Origin of the sequence: Microvirga pakistanensis, assembly GCF_004458765.1 — a bacterium.
Taxonomy (GTDB): domain Bacteria; phylum Pseudomonadota; class Alphaproteobacteria; order Rhizobiales; family Beijerinckiaceae; genus Microvirga; species Microvirga pakistanensis.
In genome coordinates this window covers 242462-258442 of the sequence record NZ_SPJX01000469.1, presented here as the reverse complement: position 1 = coordinate 258442, position 15981 = coordinate 242462, and the positions used below count along the sequence as shown (strand labels likewise).

Below are 15981 nucleotides of genomic sequence, written 5' to 3'. Positions count from 1 at the left end.
GAATGGCCGAGACCTGGGCCGTGGTTCGGGACGGCGTCGTGGAGGAAAGCCACGATGCCGACCGGCTCGTCCCCTGGTGGAGCTTCACGAAGACCGTCTTGGCCGCCGCGGCGCTCGTTCTCGTTCGGGACGGCTTGCTGAACCTGGACGAGCCGATACCGGATCGCCCCTATACCCTGCGCCATCTCCTTCAGCACCGGTCGGGGCTTGCCGAATACGGCTGGTTTCCAGCCTATCACGAAGCCGTCGCGCGCCGGGACGAGCCCTGGTCCGTTCCGGATCTGCTCGCCTGTGTCGATGCCGACCGGCTCCGGTACCCACCCGGGGAGGGCTGGGAGTATTCCAATATCGGCTATCTCTTCGTGCGGCGGATGATCGAGACCGTCACCGGAGAGGGACTCGACGATGCCTTGAGGCGACTCGTGCTCCGTCCGCTGGAAGTGACGGGCGCGAGGGTGGCCACGCTTCCGGTGGATCTGGAGCAGGTGACCATGGGCAGCGCGTCGTCGTACCATCCCGCATGGGTGTATCACGGCCTGCTCGTGGGAGGCGTTCAGGACGCCGCGAGGCTCCTTCACGGCCTGATGCGCGGGGAGCTTCTTCCCGCCGGCATGGTGCGGGCCATGCTGACGCCCTTCGTCCTTCCGGGACCCGTCGAAGGCCGGCCCTGGACAAGGCCTGGATACGGTCTGGGGGTGATGACGGGAGAAACGGCCTGCGGGCTGGTCGTTGCCGGTCACACGGGAGGCGGGCCGGGCAGCACGATTGCCGTCTATCATGCGCTGGAGGGGCAGGTGCCCTCGCGGACGGCGGCCTGTTTCATGACCGACGAAGACCAGAGCCGGACGGAAGAGCGGACCTTCACGTTGCTGAAGGGGTAAAGGCTCAGAACTCCGCGGCCGCGACGGTACGGGGATTCAGCTCGCTCTCCAGGAGCCTGACCGTGCCGCCCTCTCCACCCGTGACGATGACGGGCGTGTGGCTTGCGGCCAAAGTCTTGCGCAGGCGGCTGGCCAGTTCCAGGAACCGCTTCCGCTCGGACCAGTTGGCATGCCGAGGCATGTGCAGGACGACGGCCGCAGGGCTGGGAATCAGCGCCAGCACGTCGTCCGCCGCCTCAAAAGGGGTGGTGACGCTCGCGTAACCCATGCCCGCGAGTTCTGCCGAAAGAGCGCTGTCAGGAGCGCGCTCGCCGTTGTCCACGACGAGAACCTTCTGCATTCCATTCATTGCAACACCCTTGCGTGAGAACGCCTTGGTTGAGTCAGGAGACACCGTCCTCAACGTACAAAGCACGAGATTAGTTGCATCGCTAAGCTGAACGGAAGCGCAACAGTAAGGGTAATCCCGATTCTTCAGGGTGAGCCGGGCTGGCGCCACCAAGCGTCGAGATAGGGCCCGAAGAGGGGCGTCCTGTCCGGCTTCTTCAGGCGGCTGTCGTAGGCAAGCCATTGATCGCCCGCGTAGAACAGCGGAACCACGTAGAAGCCCGACAGAAGGACCCGGTCGAGGGCTCGCACGGCGGAGACGAAATCGTCTCTCGTCTCCGCCTCGAGGAGAGCATCGAGCATGCGGTCGAGGGCCGGGGAGGCCGCTCCCGCATAGTTCAGCGAGCCGGCCCGTTCCGCCGCTGCGGAACTCCACCGGTTGCGCTGCTCGTTGCCGGGCGAGGCGGAGGCGGGCCAGACCCATTGCACCATGTCGAAATCGAACTGCGACAGCCGGCGCCAGTACTGCACGTTGTCGACGAGCCGCACCCGGGCCCTGATGCCGATCCGCTCAAGGGTCTGGGCATAGTTGAGGGCCAGGCGCTCCTGCTGGCTGGACGCGACCAGCATCTCGAACGTGAAGGGCTCGCCCGTGCCCTCCTTGCGGAGAGCCTCGTCCTTCAGGACCCACCCGGCCTGGGAGAGCAGGGACAGGGCATGACGGGCCATGTCCCGGTCCCGGCCGGAGCCGTCCGGAGCGGGCGGGGTCCAGCGGCCCTCCAGGATGTCCTCCCGGACCGCTCCGGGAAACGGCGCGAGGAGCGCGCGCTCGCGGTCGTCCGCCGGGCGGCCGGCGGAGGACAGGTCCGAACCCGCGAAGTAGCTGTCCGACCGGGTGAGCAACCCGTGGAACAGGTTGCGGTTCATCCAGTCGAAATCGAGAAGATAGCCGAGGGCCTCGCGCACGCGAGGATCGCTGAAGACCGGACGGCGCGTGTTGAAGACGAAGCCGTTCATGCCCTTCGGCAGTCGGATCGGGACCGTTTCCAGGACGACGCGCCCGGCCCTCACGGCGCTGAAATCGTAGCCCGTCGCCCAGCGGCCCGGGTCGCCTTCCAGGCGATAATCATAAAGTCCTGCGCGAAAAGCCTCGAACAAGGTATTGGCGTCGCGGTAGAAATCGTAACGGATCTCGTCGAAATTGTAGAGGCCGCGCACCACCGGCAGATCCTCGGCCCAGAAATCCTTGCGGCGGGTGAGGACGATGCGCTCACCGGGCCGGACGTCCGTGACGGCATAGGGGCCGGAGCCCACGGGCGGGGTGAGGGTGGTCTTGTCGAAGGTGTCCGGGTTCGTGGCATGAGCCGGAAAGATCGGCATCGTGGCGATGATGAGGGGCAGTTCCCGGTCGTTCGAGCCCGAGAGGTCGAACCGGATGCGGTGAGGATCCTGGATTTCGACGGCCTTGACCTGCCCGAAGCTCGACCGGTGGAAGGGTTTTCCGTGCTTCTTGAGCATGTCGAAGGTGAAGCGGACGTCCTCGGCCGTCAGCGGGCGGCCATCCGAGAAGCGGGCCCGCGAATCGAGGTTGAACGTCACCGAAGTGCGGTCGTCCGGCATTTCCGCCGACCGGGCGACGAGGCCATAGACCGTGAAGGGCTCGTCCCTGGAGCGGATCATCAGGCTCTGAAGCACGTAATCGGGGACGGCCGGCGGCGCGACGCCGAGAACGATCAGGGGATTGAGGCTGTCGAACGTGCCCTGGATCGCCAGCGTGATTCGCCCGCCCTTGGGAGCATCGGGGTTCGCATAGGGCAGGTGCGGAAATCCGCGAGGAAGTGCGGGTTCCCCATGCATGGCGATACCATGCCGCAGGGTCCCGGCCTGCGCTGCGACCACGGGTCCGAAGCTTGCCAAGACATAGGCGGCGAGAAGGGCTAGGGTCCTTACGAGGCTGCAGTTCATGGGGCTCCTGCTGGCCGACGGTGCTTCCGGACAGCGACCGTACCGGCGGCAATATTGTACAGAAAGTTAACCGAGGTGACTGGAAACCTAGCCCATGAAAGGTTAAAGGAGCGCCACAGGTCATGTCTTCGCCGCATTCGGCAAAGATTCACCGTCCCATTGCAGGTTTAAGAACGCCGGTTACCAGCGGCCCATTCAAGAGCCGACTTTTCGAGTGAAGAGGATCTAACGACATGTCATTCGCGACACGCATCGCGAGCTTGGGGGGCACCTGTGGCCTGGCTATCGCCCTGGCCCTTCTCGCCAGCGCACCCGCTTCCGCCCAAGCTCAGCCGAAGCCTGCAGCCCCGGCCGCCAAGCCGGCCACTCCCGCGCAGGGCCAGCAGCCCGCTCAGCAGGCCGGTCCCACGGTCGTGCAGGTGAAGGCCGAGCCGTCCCAGCCGGAATGGACCAAGGTCTGCGGCAAGGACCAGAACACCACCACCGAGATCTGCTACACGACCCGTGACTTCGTGTCGGATCAGGGTCAGCCGGTTCTCGCTCTCGCCGTCTACGACGTGAAGGGCCAGCAGCCGCAGAAGGTCGTCCGCTTCGTGATGCCCCTCGGCCTGCTCCTGCAGCCCGGCCTGCGCTTCGCCGTGGACCAGGGTCAGGCGACCCCCGGCCGCTACGTGATGTGCCTGCCCAACGGCTGCTTCGCCGAGGCTCCCGTGAAGGACGATTTCATCGCCTCCCTCAAGAAGGGCGCGAACCTGAACGTCAGCGTCCAGAACCAGGCCGGCCGCGAGATCACCTTCGCGGTTCCGGCCGCCGGCTTCGCCAAGGCCTTCGACGGCCCGCCGATCGACCCGAAGGTGCTCGAAGAGCAGCAGAAGAAGCTCCAGGAAGAGCTCCAGAAGCGGAGCGAGGAGATGCGCCAGAAGATGCTGCAGAGCAGCGGCGCTGCGGGCCAGGGCGGTCAGCCTGCCGCTCCTCAGGCGGCGCCCAAGCCGTAATCTGGACCTTCCCGTCCAAAAGGAAACGCCGGGCCATCGAGCCCGGCGTTTTCATTCGTGCGATCGTCCGGAGCATCGGGCGCAAAAGTCGGAATCGCTTTTGCGGAGAAAGGTGCTCCAAAAACAGAGGCTTGAAGCTTCGAACGTGAGTGCGACTGCACGTCCGACGCTTTAGTGGGCGAGGCTCGGCTTGGCGCGATACGCGCCGTTGGATTCCCTGATGAACATTTCCTCGATCATGGGATTGCGCAGGGGTTCGTCCGAGTGATCAGGCAGAAGGTTCTGCTCGGACACGTAGGCGATGTACTCGGTTTCGGCGTTCTCGGCGAAGAGGTGGTAGAAGGGCTGATCCTTGCGGGGGCGAACCTCCTCGGGGATCGACAGCCACCATTCCTCCGTGTTGTCGAATTCAGGGTCCACATCGAAGATGAGGCCTCTGAAGTCGAACAGGCGATGCCTGACCACCTGGCCGATCGCGAATTTCGCTGAACTCGCTTTCATGGGCATGGTCCTAACTCCTCAACACAGGATATAGACGTGCGGGGCGAAATCTCCAAATCGGCGGCGCTCACAATTCGGAGAACATCATCAAGGGCTTACGGTTGAGCGCACGCGGACGCCGGGACAGCCCTGCCGGACAACCATCTGCGAGCCCTGCATTTTCGGTCTGCCCGCCCTCCAAAGACGGGATTGCCGGACGGGCGGAACCTTGCCAGAAGAGGGACCTCCTCTTTGCCGCACAGAGCATCGTGCGGAAAAGTGGACCCGGTTTTCCGCCCGAACGATGCTCTCGTCCCAAGATAAAGCATCGGATTGCCCCCAAAAGTGCAGATCCACTTTTGGGTCCGATGCTTTAGCCCCGTATCAGGAGCCTGCGATGTCCGACCTGATCGGGCTTTTCAACCTGCTCGCCCCCTTCTTCGGACTGATCGGACTCGGCTTCTTCTGCGGGAAGATCGTCAAGCAGCCCGAGAGCGGCCTCGCGTGGATGCAGTTCTTCCTGATCTACGTGGCGCTGCCCTGCCTGTTCTTCCGCCTCATCGCCGACAAGCCCCTCGACCAGCTCGCCAACTGGGCGTTCATCGCGGGCACGACCTTCTCGACGGCCTGCGCCTTCCTGCTGGCCTTCGCGGCGGGCTGGCGCCACACGAAGGACCTGCCGCAATCGGTGATGCAGGGCGTCGCGGGATCCTATTCCAATGTCGGCTACATGGGCCCGCCCTTGATCCTGGCCGCCATCGGTCCGGCCGCGAGCGCGCCGGTCGTTCTCATCTTCGTGTTCGACAACCTGTTCCTGTTCTCGGTGGTCCCGCTGCTCATGTCGGTCGCCGGGGTGGAGAAGCTGAGGCTCGGAGCCACGATCCGGCGGATCGTCTGGCGCATCGCGACCCATCCCTTCAATGTGGCGACGGCGCTGGGCATCGTGGCGAGCTATCTTCACCTGGAGCTTCCGGGCCCCCTGAACCAGATGGTCGGCTGGCTTTCGGGCTCCGCCGCGCCCTGCGCCCTGTTCCTGCTGGGCGTGACGGTGGCCATGCGCCCCTTGCGCAGCGTGCCCGGCGAGGTGCCGGCCCTGGTGGTCGTCAAGCTCGTCCTGCATCCGCTGCTGGTCTGGATCGTCCTGTCGGCGATCGGCGATTTCGGGCAGACCTGGACCTACGCGGCCATGGTGATGGCCGCGCTGCCGCCGGCCCTGAACATCTTCGTGATCTCGACCCAGTACAATGTCGGCGTGGAGCGCGCCTCCGCCTGCGTGCTCATCGGAACGCTGGCGTCGATCCTGACCCTGACCGGGGTGCTCTACCTCACCACCAAGACCGGCACCGTCCCCTACGACCTCCTCCCTTAAGCGGCCGACGCGTCCTGCATCAGGCGGGGCGCTCCCATATGCGGCAGAACGCCCTCTCGCATCACCGCGCGGCGCAGGAAGCCCACCTTGCTCAGAGCCAGGAGGCCCGCGCCCCTCAGAAGGTCGGCCGGGAGGAGGCCGGTCAAGAGCGTCCTATTCAGCCCATCCACGGCGGCGGTCCGCAGGCGCACGTCGAGATCGCGGCTGCGCTGATACTGGCGCAGGGTGTCCGGCGATCCGGGCTCGCGCCCATCGTCGAAGGCGTCCACGACCGCATCCCTCAGCGAGGCCACGTCGCGGAACCCGAGATTGAGGCCCTGGGCGCCGATGGGCGGGAACACGTGAGCGGCCTCGCCCACAAGCGCGAGACGGCGAGCCTCGTATCGATCGACCGACAGCCCCGTCATCGGCACGACCCCACGCGGACCGTCGATGCGCATGGCGCCCAGAAGCGATTGAGCCTGGCGTTCGATGGCGAGCGCCAGGGCCTCGTCGTCCAGCTTCGCGAGCCGTTCGGCCTGTTTCGGGCTCATCACCCAGACGAGGCTCGAGCGCCGGCCGGGGAGGGGAACCAGCGTGAACGGGCCGTTGCGGGTGTGGAATTCCGTCGAGGCCTCCCGATGGTCCCGGTCATGGGCCAGGATCGCCGTGAGGGCCGTCTGGGGGTAGGACCAGGTCCGGGCCTCGATGTCCGCGATCTGGCGCAGCCTGGAATTGCGTCCGTCGGCGGCCACCACGAGGTTCACGTCGATGGCCGAGCCGTCGGCCAGGGTGACGACGGCGCGATCCTCCTCGGCGCGGAACCCCGTGGCGTTCTGGGGCAGGATCGTCAGGTGCTCGAGGGATCGCGCCATCTCGGCCAGCCTTTCCACAAGCGTGGCGTTCTCGATGTTCCAGCCGAAGGCGTCGAGATCGATTTCCCGCGAGGAGAAGGACACCGGCGGCGGCCGGAAGAGGCTGCCCGTGTCGTCGATGATCCGCATGGTCTGGAGGGGGGCTGCCTCGGACACCAGGGCGGGCCACGCGCCGAGCGCCTCCAGAAACCGCACGGAGCCGTTGAGGAGCGCGACGGTCCGCCCGTCGCGCCGCGCGTCGAGGCCGCCGATCAGAACCGTCTCGAAGCCGTCCCGCGCGAACGCCAGGGCCGCGCTCAGGCCGACCGCTCCGGCTCCCACGACGGCGATGCTATAGCTTTTCATGGTCAGGATATTCCCCGGTCATCTCGTGCCTGGCGGCTTGCCGACTCACAATAATCCATGGATTCGCCATTGCCGACCTGTGCGGCGCATCCCTATGATCGTTATCCATGGTTCTCGTCGGACCAGCTTCCAATTCATCAGTTCAGAGTCGCTTGCGTGAAGGCAGACGTATCATCATCTGGGCCGCCCCTTGTCGAGCTTAAAGGGATCAGCAAGCGGTATGGCGACCTGCTCGCCAACGACGGCATCGATCTGTCCATCGAACCCGGCGAGATTCATGCGCTTCTCGGCGAGAACGGGGCGGGCAAGTCGACCCTGGTCAAGATTCTCTATGGCGTCATCGAGCCCAGCGCCGGCGAAATCCGCTGGGAGGGCAGGCCCGTCACGATCGGCTCGCCGGTCGAGGCGCGGGCGCTCGGCCTCGGCATGGTGTTTCAGCACTTCTCCCTCTTCGACGAGATGACGGTGGCCGAGAACATCGCCGTGGCACTCTCGGGGGAATGGAGCCTCGCCACCGTCCGCGGCCGCCTGAGCGAGATCAGCCGCACGTACGGCCTCGCGCTCGACCCGGACCGGGCGGTCTGGACGTTGTCCGCCGGCGAGCGGCAGCGCATCGAGATCGTCCGCTGCCTCCTCCAAAACCCGCGCCTGCTGATCCTCGACGAGCCGACCTCGGTTCTGACGCCGCAGGAAGCGGAGCATCTCTTCGTCACCCTCGACAAGCTCTCGGCGGACGGCTGCTCGATCCTCTACATCTCCCACAAGCTCGAGGAAGTGCGCCGCCTCTGCCGCCGCGCCACGATCCTGAGAACCGGACGCGTCGTGGCGACCATCGATCCGCGCGCGAGCACCGCCCGGGAGATCGCGGCGCTGATGGTCGGCAACGAGGTGGGGGACATCCGCACCGATGCTCCGCACGCGCCGCAAGGCGAGGTCCTGCGGGTCGACCACCTCGACATGCCGCCCGTGGGGCTTCACGGGCAGGCCCTGAAGGACATCAATCTCGTCGCCCGATCCGGTGAGGTGGTGGGGATCGCGGGCGTCGCCGGCAACGGACAGAGCGAGCTGTTCGCGGCGCTCTCCGGCGAAAGGCTCGCCAGCCGCCCCGACGCCATCGTGATCGCGGGCCGGGCCTGCGGGACCTTGGGCGTCCATGCCCGGCGCCGGCTGGCCGCCGCCTTCGTGCCGGAGGAGCGCCTCGGCCACGCGGCCGCCCCGACCCACCGCCTGAGCGAGAACACGCTGATCTCCCATGCGGCCACCGAGGTCAGCCGCTCCGGCTTCATTCTGGTCAATGCCGCCAGGCGGCTCGCCCGCTCGATCATCAAGAGCTTCGACGTGCGCACGCCGGAAGGCGACCCGCAGGCGCGCAAGCTCTCCGGCGGCAACCTGCAGAAGTTCGTGATCGGTCGCGAGATCATCCGAAAGCCCAAGCTGCTGATCGTCGATCAGCCCACCTGGGGCGTGGACGCGGGCGCTGCCCGGCTGATCCGGCAGGCTCTCGTCGACCTGGCGCGGGCAGGCAGCGCCGTGGTGGTCGTGAGCCAGGACTTGGACGAATTGTTCGAGGTGGCCGACCAGATGGCCGTGATTCATCAAGGGTACTTAAGCCCGCTGAAGCCCATCGGCGCATGGACGAAGGAGGCGGTCGGTCTCGAGATGCTGGGCGTCGCTCAAGCTCAGGGAGACGCTCATGCGCTTTGAGCTGACGCCCCGCGCCACCGTCTCGCCGGTGGCCAGAACCCTTGCGCCTGTCGCGGCCTTCGTGACGGCCTTCCTCATCGCGGGCTTCGTGATCTGGCTCATGGGCCGTTCGCCCATCGCCGCGTTCGACGTCTATGTGCTTCAGCCTCTCAGCGACCCGTGGTCGTTGCAGGAGCTGCTCGTCAAGGCGACGCCGCTGGCGCTGATCGCGATCGGCCTGTCCTATTGCTTTCGCGCCAATCTCTGGAACATCGGCGCCGAAGGCCAGTACGTCATGGGAGCCGTCCTGGGCGGCTGGCTCGCCCTCAGAACCCATGGAACGGATGCCGGGTTCTGGGTGCTGCCACTCATGCTGCTCCTCGGCATTGTCGGCGGGGCGCTCTACGGCCTGATCCCGGCGTTTCTGAAGACGCGCTTCAACGTCAACGAAATCCTGACCAGCCTCATGCTGGTCTATGTGGCGCAGCTCACGCTCGACTATCTCGTGCGCGGTCCCTGGCGCGATCCGCAGGGTTTCAACTTCCCCCAATCGGTCACGTTCGATCCGGCGGCGACGTTGCCGCCCATCGTTGAAGCAGGCCGCGTTCACTACGGCTTCGTTTTTGCAGTGATCGCCGTTCTCGTGACGGCGGTGGTCCTGGGGCGCACCCTCTTCGGCTATCGCCTCAAGCTGACCGGCGACGCGCCGCGCGCCGCCCGGTTCGCGGGCTTCAGTTCGAAGGTGACGGCCCTGTCGGTGTTCGCGATTTCGGGCGGGCTTGCCGGTCTGGCGGGCATTTCCGAGGTCTCCGGCCAGATCGGCCAGCTCCAGCCGTCGATCTCGCCGGGTTACGGCTTCACGGCCATCACGGTCGCCTTCCTGGGGCGCCTCCATCCCGTCGGCATTCTCATCGCGGCGCTCGTGGTGGCCCTGACCTTCATCGGCGGCGAGAGCGCGCAAATCCTGCTGAAGCTGCCGCTTGATCTCACGCAGGCTTTCCAAGGCATCCTGCTGCTCTGCGTCCTGGCGGCCGATGCCCTGGTGAGCTACCGCATTCGTCTCGTCGCACGGGGAGGGGGCAAGTGACCACTTTCGAGGCCATTCTGCTGACCATCGTGACGGCTTCGACGCCGCTTCTGATCGCGGCCCTCGGCGAACTCGTCACCGAACGCTCGGGCGTTCTGAATCTCGGCGTCGAAGGCATGATGGCCATGGGCGCGGCCTGCAGCTTCGCGGCCGCCGTGAGCTTCGATTCCACCCTCCTCGGGGTCCTGGCTGGAGTCCTTGCCGGCGCCATGATGGCAGCGCTCTTCGCCCTGGTCGTCTTGGGCTTTGCCGCGAACCAGGTCGGCTCCGGACTGGCGCTGACCATTTTCGGCCTGGGATTGTCCGGCTTGGTCGGCGCTCCCTTCGTGGGCGCGCGGCGCGATCCCATCCCGCCGATCGACATTCCGGGCCTGAGCGATATCCCCTATGTCGGCCGCCTCTTTTTTGAGCAGGATCTCTTCGTCTACGTGTCCTTCGCGCTCACGATCCTGATCGCCCTCTACCTCACCAGAACGCGCTCCGGCCTGACGCTCCGCTCCATCGGCGAGAACCACACCTCGGCCAATGCCCTCGGGCTTCCCGTCCTGCGCACCCGGTTCCTGGCCATCCTCTTCGGAGGCGCCTGCGCGGGCCTGGCAGGGGCCTATCTCGCCCTAGTCTATACCCGGTTCTGGTCGCCCGGCATGACGGCGGGGCGCGGCTGGATCGCCCTCGCGCTGGTGGTTTTCGCCGCCTGGCGGCCCGGCTGGCTGCTGATCGGCGCCTATATCTTCGGGGCCGCGACGGTGCTGCAACTGCATGCCCAGGCGGCCCAGTTCGGCGTGCCCTCGCAGATGCTGTCGGCGGTGCCCTACCTTGCGACCATCATCGCCCTTCTGCTCCTGTCCCTGCGTCATGGCCGGGCCATCGGAGCGCCCGGTTCCCTGGGCGCTCCCTTCGTGCCTGACCGCTAAAGCATCGGACCCAAAAGTGGATTTGCACTTTGGGATCCATTCGATGCGTTCTTTTGAGATGAGAGCATCGTCTTAGCGGAAAACCGGATCCACTTTTCCGCACGATGCTCTAGGCAAAGTGATGATATTGTGAGCAAAGGAATTCTTGCCAGAAATCCTCAGACCTGTAAGGGATGTCTGGAAATCTAACCTCGAGGGAACGAGCATGTTTTCACGGAAAGTCTTCGGCGCTTTGGCAGGCGTGGCCGTTGCCGCTCTGTCGGCAACCGGTGCGATGGCGCAGGCGAAGGACAAGGTCAAAGTCGGCTTCATCTATGTCGGCCCCGTGGGCGACCACGGCTGGAGCTATCAGCACGATCAAGGCCGGCAGGCGATCGAGAAGGCCTTCCCGGGCAAGGTCACGACCACCTTCGTGGAGAGCGTCCCCGAGGCCGATTCTGAGCGCGCCATCGAGCAGCTCGCCCGGACCGGCCATGACCTGATCTTCACGACCTCGTTCGGCTTCATGGAGCCGACCCTGAAGGTCGCCAAGAAGTACCCGAACATCAAGTTCGAGCACGCCACCGGCTTCAAGCGCGCGCCGAATCTGTCGACCTATGCGGCGAAGTTCCATGAGGGCCGCTACATCATCGGCCAGATCGCCGGCAAGATGACCAAGTCGAACACCATCGGGTATGTCGGCGCTTTCCCGATCCCGGAAGTGGTCGCCGGCATCAACGCCTTCTACCTCGGTGCCAAGTCCGTGAACCCGAACGTCAAGATCAAGATCGTGTTCGCCAACACCTGGTATGACCCGGCCAAGGAAGGCGATGCCGCCAAGGCTCTGCTCGACCAGGGCGTCGACATGCTGGCCCAGCACACCGACAGCCCGGCCCCGATCCAGGCGGCCGAGGCCCGCGGCAAGTTCGGCTTCGGCCAGGCCTCCGACATGGAACGCTTCGCCCCCAAGGCCCAGCTGACCGCCATCGTCGACAACTGGTCCGACTATTACGTCGCCCGCGTCAAGGCGGTTCTCGACGGCACCTGGAAGTCCGAGGACACCTGGGGCGGTCTGAACGCCAACATGGTCGTCATGACCCCCTACAAGAACATGCCCGACGACGTGAAGAAACTGGCCGAGGAGACCGAAGCCGCCATCAAGTCCGGCAAGCTCAATCCCTTCAAGTGCCCGATCATCGGCCAGGACGGCAAGGAGATCGAGTGCAAGGGCAACGGCGTGCTCTCCGACCAGCAGGTTCTCGGCATGAACTTCTACGTGCAGGGCATCGAGGACAAGATCCCGCAATAAGCGGCGATTGTCCGGCCAACGCAAAAGGCAGCCAAGAGATTGGCTGCCTTTTTTGTTTGAGGAAATCTATAAACCCTCTCCTGGACCGAGGAGGCTGCCCATGGCTGAGCAAGGACCCATTCGACCGGATGACCGGGATGTTCTGATCGTGGTCGACGTTCAGGTCGACTTTCTGCCGGGCGGAGCCCTTGCCGTCCCGGACGGGGATGCGGTGATCGGGCCGATCAACCGCCTGGCCAGCGCCTTCCGGCACGTGGTCCTGACCCAGGACTGGCATCCGCCGGGCCATGCCTCCTTCGCGTCGAGCCATGCCGGCAGGCAGCCTTTCGAGGTGATCGCGCTCCACTATGGGCCGCAGGTGCTCTGGCCCGACCATTGCGTCCAGGGAACGGCGGGCGCGGAGATCTCCCGCGACCTGCAGATCCCCCACGCCCAGCTCATCGTCCGCAAAGGCTACAACGCCGGCATCGACAGCTATTCCGGCTTCCGGGAGGCGGACCGGACGACCTCAACGGGTCTCGAAGGCTACCTGAAGGAGCGCGGTTTCAAGCGCGTGTTCTGCGCGGGCCTCGCCACGGATTTCTGTGTCGCCTGGACGGCGATCGATGCCGCCGGCGCGGGATTCGAGACGTTTCTCATCGAGGATGCCTCGCGGGGGATCGACACGAACGGCTCGATGGCCAGGGCGAGGAATGATTGGGAAGCCGCGGGGGTTCGCACGATCGGCGGCAGTCAAATCGATGGAGGGCCATAACGGCCATCCACGTCTTGGGAACACCGCGCCGAGACGACGTGGATGCCCGGCACGAGGCCGGGCACGACGTTGGAAGCTCAGATGCTCCAGTCTTGGGAGCGCGCATCGTTCGACGCAGAAAACCGGATCCACTTTTCTGCACGATGCACTAGGGCTTGATGGAAACGAGGGTCAGACCGCCGTTCCGTGCAGGTCGTATTCGTCCGAGCTCTCGATCCTCACGTTGACGATCTCGCCCGGCTTCAGCGGCGTCTTGGAGGCCACGTAGACCACGCCGTCGATTTCGGGCGCGTCGTACTTGGTGCGGCCCGTCGCGACGGTCGCGCCCTGCTCGTCGATGATGACCGGAAGCGTCTTGCCGACGCGACCCTTCAGCAGCGCGGCGCTGACCTCCTGCTGGGTCTGCATGAAGCGGTGCCAGCGCTCTTCCTTGACCTCGTCGGGAACGGCGCCCGGGATGTCGTTGGCGGGCGCGCCCTGCACGGGCTCGTACTGGAAGCAGCCGGCGCGGTCGATCTTGGCTTCCTTGAGCCACTGCATCAGGAAGTCCACGTCCTGGTCCGTCTCGCCCGGGAAGCCGACGATGAAGGTGGAGCGGATCGCCAGATCGGGGCAGATCTCACGCCATTTCCGGATCCGGTCCAGGGTCTTCTCCTGGTTGCCCGGGCGGCGCATGGCCTTGAGCACGCTTGGCGAGGCATGCTGGAACGGGATGTCGAGATACGGGAGGATCCGGCCTTCCGCCATGAGCGGGATGATCTCGTCCACGTGCGGGTAGGGATAGACGTAGTGCATGCGCACCCACATGCCCAGCTCGCCCAGCTCCTTGCCGAGTTCGTAGAAGCGGGTGCGAACCTCGCGGTTCTTCCACAGGCTCGGCTGGTACTTGATGTCGAGGCCGTAGGCGCTGGTGTCCTGCGAGATCACCAGCAGCTCCTTCACGCCGGCCTTGGCGAGCTTCTCGGCCTCGCGCAGCACGTCCCCGATGGGGCGGCTGACCAGGTCTCCGCGCAGCTTCGGGATGATGCAGAAGGTGCAGCGGTTGTTGCAGCCCTCGGAGATCTTCAGATAGGCGTAATGGCGCGGCGTCAGCTTCACGCCCTGTGGCGGCACGAGGTCCACGAAGGGATCGTGCGCTGGGGGAGCGGCCCGGTGAACGGCCGAGACGACCGATTCGTAGGCCTGCGGTCCGGTGATCGCGAGCACGTTCGGGAAGTGCTCGCGGATCTGCTCGGGCTCGGCGCCCATGCAGCCGGTCACGATGACCTTGCCGTTCTCCGCCATCGCGTCGCCGATGGCTTCCAGGGACTCGGCCTTGGCGCTGTCCAGGAAGCCGCAGGTGTTGACGATGACCACGTCCGCCCCGTCGTGCTCCTTGGTCAGCTGGTAACCTTGGGCGCGAAGCTGCGTGATGATGCGCTCGGAATCGACGAGGGCCTTCGGGCAGCCCAGGGAGACGAACGAGACTTTTGGAGCGGGAGCATTCATCCGCGAAATTCCAATCCTAGAGGCGATCCGGACATCGGGAGAGGCCCGTAGCGGGGCTTTTGGTGCGAAATCATGGCAGGTGAGCCGATGATCGGAAGCACGGAACAACGCAACGCGCTGCGCGCCCGGAACGTGGGCCCTACGGGATTGCCGTCCCAGGTCGATGTCACGCCCCGCGCATGCGCTTCGGGTGAGGAAGCGCGCGACTGAGGCGCGGCAATGCCTTACAACAGAGCCCCCGTGTTTACAACACCGGGCTTTCGCGACAACCTGTCGGACGTCGCGATAAGTGATTGAACGGCCTAGGTTGTTCCGCCCTCCCGGGAGCGTGAGGATGGGCCCGAAGTCGGAGGGCGGTGCGGGTCGCTCCACCGAGGAGCCGTGCCGTTGCCGGTAAGTCCGAGCCAAAAGAGAGCCGAGCGCTGGATTCGGGCAGCGGGATATCCGCCGTCGCCTGCGGAGGAGGCGATCCTGCAGAGCTCACCCACCAGAGCTGTTTCCCCTTTTCGTGGAAACAGCCCGTTTTTGGGTTTTTCGCGTTTTCGGGGGCGAAAATGCTCTAGCGCCCCCAGCGGAGCACCACCGGGTCGAGGCGCCGCGCGATCTCGATCAGGCCCTTGCGGGTCTCCGGGTGCAGCGGCTGGAGCGGGTGGCGGACCGCTTCGGAACCGATCACGCCGCCCTCCTTCATGAGCGCCTTCGCGGCCGAGAGGCCGCATTGCCGGTTCTCGTAGTTGATCAGCGGCAGCCAGCGCTCATAGGCGGCTGCGGCTTCCTCGCGGTTGCCCGCGAAGTAGGGATCGATGATCTGACGGATGCCGTCCGGATACGCGCCGCCGGTCATCGCGCCGGTCGCACCGGCATCGAGATCGGCCATGAGGGTGATCGCCTCCTCGCCGTCCCAGGGACCCTCGATCGCATCGCCGCCCAGGGCGATCAGGTCCCGCAGCTTGTTGGCGGTTCCTGCGACCTCGATCTTGAAATAGGACACGTTGGCGATCTCCTTCGCCATCCTGGCGAGGAACGCGGGCGATAGGGAGGTGCCCGCCATCGGCGCGTCCTGGATCATGATCGGGATGCTGATCGCATCGGACACGCGACGGAAGAACTCGTGGATCCCGGCTTCCGAGACACGCAGGGTCGCGCCGTAGAACGGCGGCATGATCATCACCATGGCGGCCCCGGCTTCCTGCGCGCGCTTGGAGCGGTCGGCGCAGATGTCGGTCGAGAAATGACTCGTGGTGACGATCACCGGAACACGGCCCGCGACATGGTCGAGCACCGTGCGCATCACCGTGTCGCGCTCGGCGTCGGTGAGCAGGAACTGCTCGGAGAAATTCGCCAGGATGCAAAGGCCGTCGGACCCGGCATCGATCATGAAGTCGATGGCGCGCTTCTGTCCGTCGAGGTCCAGCTCGCCGCTCTCGGTGAAGATGGTCGGCGCCACCGGATACACGCCGCGATAGGGACGGCTGGACGATCTGCCGAGCGAAGACATGTTCTCTCCCTGAAACGTTCTGTCTGTTGGATCTTGCGGTTAGAGCATCGGAC

The 15981-nt window shown here is 65.4% G+C and carries 14 protein-coding genes; 8 read left to right on the top strand and 6 right to left on the bottom strand.

Annotated features, from left to right (window positions below; genetic code table 11):
• Nucleotides 1-2: 2 nt before the first annotated feature.
• Complete coding sequence (locus E4K09_RS21435) at nucleotides 3-881, top strand: serine hydrolase domain-containing protein (RefSeq protein WP_134499728.1); 879 nt, start codon at nucleotides 3-5, stop codon at nucleotides 879-881.
• Nucleotides 882-885: 4 nt separating this feature from the next.
• Here the strand turns inward: E4K09_RS21435 and E4K09_RS21430 are convergent, their stop codons facing one another.
• Nucleotides 886-1230, bottom strand: a complete 345-nt coding sequence (locus E4K09_RS21430) for a response regulator (protein ID WP_134499727.1) — start codon at nucleotides 1228-1230, stop codon at nucleotides 886-888.
• 125 nt (nucleotides 1231-1355) lie between these two features.
• The gene (locus E4K09_RS21425) at nucleotides 1356-3173 is read right to left on the bottom strand and encodes an extracellular solute-binding protein (RefSeq protein WP_134499726.1); all 1818 of its coding nucleotides are present in this window, start codon (nucleotides 3171-3173) and stop codon (nucleotides 1356-1358) included.
• A gap of 233 nt (nucleotides 3174-3406) precedes the next feature.
• Between E4K09_RS21425 and E4K09_RS21420 the strand changes: the two genes are divergently transcribed.
• Nucleotides 3407-4168, top strand: a complete 762-nt coding sequence (locus tag E4K09_RS21420) for an invasion associated locus B family protein (protein WP_134499725.1) — start codon at nucleotides 3407-3409, stop codon at nucleotides 4166-4168.
• Between the two features lie 171 nt (nucleotides 4169-4339).
• Here the strand turns inward: E4K09_RS21420 and hspQ are convergent, their stop codons facing one another.
• On the bottom strand, nucleotides 4340-4669 hold the full coding sequence (gene hspQ, locus E4K09_RS21415; RefSeq protein WP_134499724.1) for a heat shock protein HspQ: 330 nt from the start codon (nucleotides 4667-4669) through the stop codon (nucleotides 4340-4342).
• Between the two features lie 376 nt (nucleotides 4670-5045).
• Between hspQ and E4K09_RS21410 the strand changes: the two genes are divergently transcribed.
• A complete protein-coding gene (locus tag E4K09_RS21410; RefSeq protein ID WP_134499723.1) occupies nucleotides 5046-6017 on the top strand; it encodes an AEC family transporter in 972 nt (323 codons plus the stop codon).
• Here the strand turns inward: E4K09_RS21410 and E4K09_RS21405 are convergent.
• On the bottom strand, nucleotides 6014-7216 hold the full coding sequence (locus E4K09_RS21405) for a UbiH/UbiF family hydroxylase (RefSeq protein WP_134499722.1): 1203 nt from the start codon (nucleotides 7214-7216) through the stop codon (nucleotides 6014-6016). The two genes, E4K09_RS21410 and E4K09_RS21405, sit on opposite strands and share 4 nt — an antisense overlap.
• Before the next feature lie 156 nt (nucleotides 7217-7372).
• Here E4K09_RS21405 and E4K09_RS21400 point away from each other — a divergent pair, with 156 nt between their 5' ends.
• From E4K09_RS21400 to E4K09_RS21380, 5 genes are all read left to right on the top strand, one after another.
• Complete coding sequence (locus tag E4K09_RS21400; RefSeq protein WP_244610626.1) at nucleotides 7373-8920, top strand: ABC transporter ATP-binding protein; 1548 nt, start codon at nucleotides 7373-7375, stop codon at nucleotides 8918-8920.
• Nucleotides 8910-9986, top strand: coding sequence for an ABC transporter permease (locus tag E4K09_RS21395; protein WP_134499720.1), 1077 nt, complete (start codon nucleotides 8910-8912; stop codon nucleotides 9984-9986). The genes E4K09_RS21400 and E4K09_RS21395 overlap by 11 nt, the downstream gene beginning before the upstream one ends.
• The gene (locus E4K09_RS21390) at nucleotides 9983-10900 is read left to right on the top strand and encodes an ABC transporter permease (RefSeq protein WP_134499719.1); all 918 of its coding nucleotides are present in this window, start codon (nucleotides 9983-9985) and stop codon (nucleotides 10898-10900) included. The genes E4K09_RS21395 and E4K09_RS21390 overlap by 4 nt, the downstream gene beginning before the upstream one ends.
• 205 nt (nucleotides 10901-11105) lie before the next feature.
• On the top strand, nucleotides 11106-12188 hold the full coding sequence (locus E4K09_RS21385) for a BMP family ABC transporter substrate-binding protein (RefSeq protein ID WP_134499718.1): 1083 nt from the start codon (nucleotides 11106-11108) through the stop codon (nucleotides 12186-12188).
• 100 nt (nucleotides 12189-12288) lie between these two features.
• The gene (locus E4K09_RS21380) at nucleotides 12289-12942 is read left to right on the top strand and encodes a nicotinamidase (RefSeq protein WP_193557334.1); all 654 of its coding nucleotides are present in this window, start codon (nucleotides 12289-12291) and stop codon (nucleotides 12940-12942) included.
• A gap of 171 nt (nucleotides 12943-13113) precedes the next feature.
• On the opposite strand, the gene rimO is transcribed toward E4K09_RS21380, so the two are convergent.
• Nucleotides 13114-14430, bottom strand: coding sequence for a 30S ribosomal protein S12 methylthiotransferase RimO (rimO, locus tag E4K09_RS21375; RefSeq protein ID WP_134499717.1), 1317 nt, complete (start codon nucleotides 14428-14430; stop codon nucleotides 13114-13116).
• 559 nt (nucleotides 14431-14989) lie between these two features.
• Nucleotides 14990-15928, bottom strand: a complete 939-nt coding sequence (locus tag E4K09_RS21370) for a dihydrodipicolinate synthase family protein (RefSeq protein ID WP_134499716.1) — start codon at nucleotides 15926-15928, stop codon at nucleotides 14990-14992.
• Nucleotides 15929-15981: the final 53 nt, after the last annotated feature.